We start from the raw sequence: 7,755 nt of genomic DNA, 5'->3' as shown, positions 1-7,755 counted from the left end.
CCCCCGGCCCCCGCCTGCACCGCCCCCAGCATATCCGCATAACAGCCTACCCAGATCAACGCCAGGGCGCCGGCCACCCCGCCCGCGATCCCCCACGAGATCCGCCGCATCCCTATCCGGGCGATCCCCCAGGCGATGCTATCTATCCCCAACGCCAAGTACAGGGCGGGCAGCGGCAGCAGCACCGTCCAATATTGCGGATAAACCCGCATAGGTTGCAGGCTGAGGATGAGCAGCGGCCACGCCGTCCAGGCCAGCAACAGCCGGCCGCCGATGGCGCCGCCGCGCGTCCATCTCGCCGCACGGATGATGCCGACGCCTATCACGGCGAGTACAAACCAGGCCAACGCCGCGGCCATCCGCCACCAGAGGCTATGCCCCGCGGGCAGCGCGACCAGGCTGGACAGCCCATCGCCGGTGAATAAATGAATCGCCGGCCGCCACAGGGAGGCCAGGGAGGCATCGGCGCCGGGCGCACGCCGGATGACGATCCCCATCAGACGTGCGCTCAGGCTGGAGAAATCCCCTCCCTGCGGCGAATGGAGCAGCCCCCAGACATAAGGCGCCAGCAACGCCCCACTCGCCATCAGACCCAGGGCTGTCTCCCGCCGCCACCACCGCCGCGGCGCAACCGCGATGCCGCCCAGCCATCCCGCCCACTGCACCAGGGCCAGGACGTGGCTGAGGAGCTGGAGGGTCGCCACCACCGGCGCCCAGAACGCAGCAGCCCCCCGTCGTCGCACCATCACATCCCAGGCAGCCAGCAACAGCGCCACGCTGAACAGCACCTGGATATGCGCCCACAGCTTGCGATCGTACGCGACCAGCCAGGGATTGGCCGCCATGAACAGCGCTGCCAGCAGGCCCACCCGATGGCCAGCGACGCGCCGTCCCAGGACGTATGTCAGCGCCGTGGCCAATACCCCCAGCGCGCCCATCCCCCAGACCGCAGCTTCGATGTGCCCGCCGGTGATCGCCATGGGCAGCGCCAACAGGTACACGTCCAACGCGGAGCGCTGAATGCCCAGCGAGGTACCTCCGCTCAGCAAGGGGAAGTAGCCGCCGCGAGCGACCCCCAGGGCCATATTCGCGATGTGCGCCTCGTCGTATTTGAACTCGATGAGAGCGGGCTGCACCCAGCGCAGAGCTGCAGCGAGCCAGAGGATGCCCAGCACGCCGGCATGGGCCAGAGGGGATCGTCGCGAGCGAGGAGAATCCGCCATGGAGATCACGACACCCGTGACACGGAGACGGAGGCGGGGCGAGAGCTTTCAAGCTCCCTACCCTCCCCCTCACGTCTTTCAACCACGCGCAGCACGGCCATGGCCAGCCCCATGTAAAACCAGAAGAGGCTGGTCATATGGGGATAGGTGAGATTGAAGAGGTAATGGTCAAAGATCCCCCCCACGAGGCCGCCGAACACCGCCCCTCCCAACCCCAGGACGATGCTCTCCACGCGCTCCGGCAGCCCGCGCCGCCATGCCTTCACCAACTGCCAGAAGAACGAAGCCATCGCGAGGAGGAAGGCTGACAGCCCGACAAGCCCCATCTCCTCCGCGATCAGCAAATACAGGTTGGAGACGCCGATATACAGATCGATGCGCGGCGTCCCCACGAACCCCACGCCGAACCAGGGATACTCGGAGATGAGGCGCAGCGCGTCCTTATACTCCCCGAAACGCATCTGCGTCGCCCGGTCCTGACCGCGCAGTCCCGCCAGGAGATGGGCGACGTACGTCTGCGCCTGGGGCAGCAGCAGGAGAAGCCCGCCGCCGATGATCATCACCAGCAGCAACCGGCGATAACGCACAAGCCCCAACAGCAGCAGCGCGGCCGCCAGTCCTATCAACGAGCCGCGCGAGTAGGTTAGATACAGGCACAGCCCCTCCGCCGCCAGCATCACGGCGATCCATCGTCGCGGCAGCAAGGGGAAGCGAGCAGCGATCTGAGGCGCCGTCACCGCCGTCACCAGGATCATCAGTCCGCCCAACACGTTGGGATCCACGGAGGTGCCGATGGCGCGCATGGGATTCGTCGGATTGTCCTCGATGTACCGCAACGCGCCGTAGCCCCCGGGATAACCGAAGCGCCCCAGCGCGTTGAGGATCCGCACGGTCCATGCCTCCGGGATCGTATAGAAGGCGATGCCGATGACGGCCGCCCCAAAGCCCGCCAGTAACAGCACCCGCATGAGGCTCTCCACCTGCGAGAGGCGACGCACGTTGTTGACGACCAGGAAGAAGAGGGAGATCCCCAGGATGATCTCGATGAAATGGCGGAGCGCGGTGGGGGTCAGCCGGGCATGAGTCAACCCCCGGGCGAAGGTCGCCAGGGCCAATCCCACGAACAACAGCACCAGCAGCCCAATAGGCGAGGCATCAAATCGCTGCTCCCGGCCGGTGGCCAACCGGGCCAGCCACACGAAGAACAGCACGACCAGCGCGGCGTCCAGGAAGGTGGGCGTGAAGCCGATCTTGAAGGGAAACGTGGCGAAGGGCAACAGACAGACGATGCCGATGAGGGCGTACAGGCCCCACTGGATCGAGGTGATCATGAGCGTTCCCCCGATCAGGGCGATGACGCCCGCCAGAGCGTATAGGGGTCCCAACGCGGCCACGTAAGCGGCCACCACCAAAGCGGCCAAGAGGCATATCCCCCACACCGCCAGACGGGCCTTCCTCCGATCGGGACCGAACACCAGCGCCTGCAAGCGCGCCAGATACGCGTTGACCATACCTTGCCCTTAACCCCCATAGTAGGAGCGCAGCGCTGCTACGCCTATTCGCATCAACTTAGCGGCAACACCAATATGCCTCACATCACGGGTTTGGTCAACCCGGCGCGGGCCCCGTCCGCTCCCGACTACGGGGAGGCGGCACCGGAGACCACCGTCACCCGCCCCATTGTGACGAAGTCGCCGCCGGTGGAAACGGGCAGACGCTCCCCCGTGGCCGCATCGTATATCCCCAGGATCAGCGTGTATGCGCCCGGCGGCAGGTCCGCCGGCAGCAACACCCCCAGGTGATCCTCCACAGGCTCGCCGGGAATCCAGGAGGACGTCGGACGATATCCACCCACGGGCGGGGAGTCCCGCTGAGCGCGCAGCCGCCCCTCCCCATCCAACAACTGGGCGAACACCACATAATCGTCCTCCAGCGGCTGCATCGCCACCCATCCCAAGGCAATCCGGATCCCTCCACCGGGCGATAGTTCCACCGGCCCCAGCGCCGCGTCCGCCAGCTCGATCCGATCCCCAAATACCACTCCCGAGATCGGTGCGGACGTCATTCCCGGCGCCGGGGCCAGATAGCACACCAGCCGGAAATCACCAAACCACTGATCGCTGGCCTTATACGCTCGCTCGGATAGCCACCACTCGACGCCGTTGCTGGGATCGGCCGGCGGCAGCCCGCCGGTGATCAGCCATACCCGGGGAGCTTCCTCCAGCAGACGCGACAGCACCTGCATCGTCTCCGAATGCAGCGGCTCCTCCTGAGCATATCCGTAGATCGGCAGCCGGCCCCGATAGTGATCCATAGGCACGTGATAGTGATAGGGCGCCACGGTGACGATGGCGTCCTCCGGGCCCGCCTGCGCCTCGATGACCTCCAAAGCCGCCCGGTACCCCTCGCCCGGCCGCCCGAAGCGCGGGTCCCTCGATGCCTCCGCCAGCGCGTATCCCCCCCAGAGCAAAAACATGATCGCCAACGCCGGCGCCTCCCATCCCGCTACCTCCTTCCGAATCAGGCGCCGCAGCAACAGGCCGGCCAATATCAACACCAGGAGCCCCCCCAGGGGGACGCCCCAGACGATTGCGTCGGGGCGCAGCCAGAACAGATCGGCGGAACCGCGCAGATCCCGCGCCAACAACCGTACCTGCCCCAGGATCGGCGAGTGCAACGGGTTGTAGAGGGCCGGCGGCCCGTATCGCAGTGGATCCGACCAGTCGGTGGGATAGATGTCGCGCAGCTCGATCTCGTATTGAGCGTAGTTGGCGATCACGGCCAACACCTGCACCCCGACGGACAACCCGATCAATCCCAGAAACGTCCAGCGGGCATACGGAGACAGCTTCCCCTCGAACAGGCGCCGCCACCAGGGCGCCAGCACCAGCGCCAGGAACGGGCACAGCGGGACCAGGAAGCGCGGTCCCCAAGCAAACCCACCCCACCACATCCACCACAGGCTGTACAGCACGACCAGGACCAGGACAACCCCCTCCACCAGCCTCGCCTCGGCGGGATGCTCGCGGCGGAACGCCCACCAGGCCACCACGGCGCCCACACTCAGCGGCACGTACCAGATGAGCCCCCGATACGGGCTGAATAACAGCCCCCACAGCCCCTGCCACAGCGGCGTGGTCCAGCCCTCCCCCGCCCCGAAGTGATATCCCGTCTGGAAGGGGTCGCCGAAACGCGCCCAATTGTAGGCAGCCAGCGCCAACGCCACGGCCACCAGCGGTCCTGTGAACGCGATCGCCGAGCGCCGATCCGGGCGCTGCCAACGCCCGCCCCCATTCCACAACGCGTAGAGGATGTAGGGCAGCAACAAAAGCGCATGCGCCATCACCGTCGCCACGGCGAGGGCCAGCGCCAGGCCAGCGACCAGGGCCAGCCTCGTCTTCCTCTCCTCCCGCCACATCGTCAACGCATAGCCCGCCGCGACGAGGGCGAGGGCTGACGTCGGCTCGCCGAAATAGTGCGTGGCGTACGGCCACGCCAGGGTCCCCAGTCCGAAGCTCAACGCCACCGCCAACGCAACCCGCTGGTCGTATCCCAGCCGACGAGTCCATCGCATCAGCACGAGCGCGGTGATCGCCGTGACGAGGGCATTGTACAACAGCGTCGCCTGGATGAGCCCCAGGCCAGGCACGGCCCACGCCAGCAGGTACAGCGGCACAGCCAGCAACGAGGGCGCTGGCCCCTTCTTCGAATACACATCCCCCGTCGGGCCGAACGCCCCCAACACCTCCCCGGGCGAGTTCACCCACTGCGTCCAGGCGATGACATTGGTATCGAAGGCACCCCGCTTGGCCACGCTCTCGGTCAGGGCGAAGAGCGACACCTCGTCGACGATGTGGAAGCCACCCGAGCTGCTCAGGAAATACAGGGTGAACAGCAGGATGAACAGGGCCATCCCCATGCCGCATCGCCGGCCGCCCCACACAAGCCTCATCTCCGGCCCTCCACCGTCACTCCACCGTCACCGGCTCCAGCAGCACCCGATCGCCGATGGGATTGCCAGCCGCGTCGGTCACCGGCAGGCGAGCGCCCGTAGCCGGGTCGTACATCCCCACCTCGACCCGGTAACGCCCGGGCGGGAGATCGGCGTCCACGGGCACACGATACGCGTCCGCCAGCACCTCGCCGGGGAGCCACCCGGTGGTGGGATAGGCGCCATCGCCCGGGACATGATCCACCTGGCCCCGGACCCGGCTGTCTCCATCCAGCAGGTGCACGAAAGCCGTCAGGGGCACGTCAGACGGGCCGATGGCCCGCCAATACAGCGTGATCTCCAGCGTCCCGCCGGGCGCAACCGGTTCGACCACATCATACCCCAGCAGCTCCGCCACATCGCCCAGGCGGGCCCCCACCGTATGCTGCATGGCAGGCACCTCAAAGCGGCGAGGCCGCCCCGCCACCCGCAACGTCCCCAACGCCGTCTCGCCCAGGATGCGGCCGTCCGGCCCCTCCAGGGCCAGATACACGTCATACTCTCCGGCGGGCACCTCCGGATCCAGTCGCCAGCGCTGGGTATCCCGCACGACCTCGCCCGCCGCCCAGCGGGAGAAGGGGTAGTCGCCGTCCACCGGGGCCGAGCGATGGACGCTCCACTCAATTCCGTCAGACCCGCGCAAGGCCAGCCGCACGGTCGCCGCCTGCGGCGCGTCCACCTCCGCCCGCCAGTACAGGTGCAACGGGACGATCATGCCCGGCGACACCTCCCCGGCCGGCAGGTCCGCGCCCAGCAGGGTCACCTCCCCCCAACGCACGGGCTGGACAGGCGCACTGCCCAGGCGATCGACGGCGGGCGGCGTCCGGGGGCGCACCACGTCCACCGTGCCCAACGTTGCATCGGTGCCCTGCGGAGCGCCGGCCTCGTCCAGCCGATCGAGCCGGCGGCCGGTCTCGGGATCATAGACCGCCACCTTCAACGTGTAGACGCCGGGCGGACTTCCCACCGCCAGCGGCACCGCATAGACGTTCATCGCCTCCTCGCCGTCATCCCAGTACGGCAGCGCCAGATGCCGATCGTTCAGCAGCGGGCGATCGTCCTGCCCCACCCGCTGGCCAAACCGATCCTCCAGATACACGGACGCCTTGTACGGGCGATCCACGGGCTCCACACGCCGCCAGGAGAGCACGGCCCAGGCGATCTTGTCCGCGGGCACCACCCGGCGATGGGTCTCCTCCACCGTGCTCGTGGGCCCGCCTCCTCGCCCGCCAAAGGCCATCGCCGTCAGCTCGATTGGGCCGAAGCGCACGCGAGTCGGCTCCAGGGACGGCGCCAGCTCGAACTCGCCCGAGGGGGGCAGCCGATAGATATCGACCCGATAGCCGCGGAAGGCCCGCTCGCCCTCCCACTGCCCGAACTTCCGCATCAGGAACGAGACCACGCCCCGGGGGTCCGTGTCGGATTTGAACCATTGCACCCAGAACAAACGCTCCCGCCCCCGACAGAGTTCGGTGAGCTGCTGCGCTGCCGTGTGGATGTCGACGAAGAAGTAGCGCGCCGGGGCCAGATCCGAGGGCTCCGCCGGCGGCTCTCCCAGACGGGCGTAGCGCGGGTAATAGAAGCCCAGAGGATACGGCACGTCGATGAGGATCAGGTCGTCGGGGGTCGCCTCCTCCATAAGCCAGGCGGCGAGCCCCGCCGTGTCCTCACGGAAATACCGCTCGTCGAACTGGTCGGCGCGGACGGCCGGCACGACCACGACCGCCAGCGCCAGCGCGACGATCAGGCCCGCCGGACGCCAGAGCCGCCACCACCCGGCCAGCGCGATCCCCACCAGCGTGTAGAAAGCGGGCGTGATGAAGCTGATGTAGCGCGGGTGAAAAGTCGCCCGATCCAGGAGCACCACGTAGTAGAACGCCAGTCCGCCCACGATCCAGGTGAGCAGGAAGGCCAGCTCCCACACGAAACCGATCTCCCGACGTCGATACGCCAGCCAGATCATAGCGGCCAGCCCCAGCAGCCCGCCCACGGCCAGCCCCCACAGCCAGGGCAGCCCGGCCGACAGGGACATCGCCGGGCCGAGGATGTATTCCCGCCAGCAGGCCAACAGGTACTCGCCCAGGCCGGGCACGGTCAGATTCGGGTTGCGATAGGTCGGGATCTGCCGCAGGGCGTTGGGCACCTGCGGCAGGAAGAGGAGAATCATCCCCAGGCCGGACAGGAAGGCCCGTATCAACACGCGGGCGCCCAGGCGACGCGGCATGGCCACGATCCGCAGCACGATCCAGACCTGCCAGGCGAACAGCACGAACACGGCCGAATAGTGGGTCAGCACGCTGGCCGCTGACAGGACGGCGTATCCGGTCCACCACCTACCGGAACGCCCCTCCTCCCGGTCCGCATCGACGGCCCGCAGCAGGCAGTAGGCCGCGCCCGCCAGCCAGGTGAAGGTCATGGTATACATGCGGGTCTCCTGGGCCTCGGCCAGGAAGAAAGGGGCCAGCGCCCCGGCGCCCAGGGCGAGCACGCCCGCAGCCCGCCCGCCGATCCGCCGCCCCAGGAGGAACAGCAGCGGCGCGC

The 7,755-nt window shown here is 67.9% G+C and carries 4 protein-coding genes; all 4 read right to left on the bottom strand.

Going from position 1 to position 7,755, the window contains the following annotated elements:
• Positions 1–1,223 (bottom strand): glycosyltransferase family 39 protein (locus GXP39_03940; GenBank protein NOZ27191.1); only part of this gene is annotated, 1,223 nt, incomplete at its 3' end.
• Between the two features lie 5 nt (positions 1,224–1,228).
• On the bottom strand, positions 1,229–2,734 hold the full coding sequence (locus tag GXP39_03935; GenBank protein NOZ27190.1) for an O-antigen ligase family protein: 1,506 nt from the start codon (positions 2,732–2,734) through the stop codon (positions 1,229–1,231).
• 128 nt (positions 2,735–2,862) lie between these two features.
• On the bottom strand, positions 2,863–5,175 hold the full coding sequence (locus GXP39_03930) for a hypothetical protein (GenBank protein ID NOZ27189.1): 2,313 nt from the start codon (positions 5,173–5,175) through the stop codon (positions 2,863–2,865).
• Positions 5,176–5,191: 16 nt separating this feature from the next.
• Positions 5,192–7,755: hypothetical protein (locus tag GXP39_03925; protein NOZ27188.1), on the bottom strand; the 2,564-nt coding region annotated here is incomplete at its 5' end.

This window comes from Chloroflexota bacterium (genome assembly GCA_013152435.1).
Classification (GTDB): Bacteria; Chloroflexota; Anaerolineae; order DUEN01; family DUEN01; genus DUEN01.
The sequence above is the reverse complement of the archived record's forward strand: the minus strand, read 5'-3'. Positions and strand labels throughout refer to the sequence as shown.

Coding starts and splice junctions, on each gene's coding strand:
- GXP39_03935 (NOZ27190.1), bottom strand. CDS start 2,734: ATGGTCAACGCGTATCTGGCGCGCTTGCAGGCGCTGGTGTTCGGTCCC.
- GXP39_03930 (NOZ27189.1), bottom strand. CDS start 5,175: ATGAGGCTTGTGTGGGGCGGCCGGCGATGCGGCATGGGGATGGCCCTG.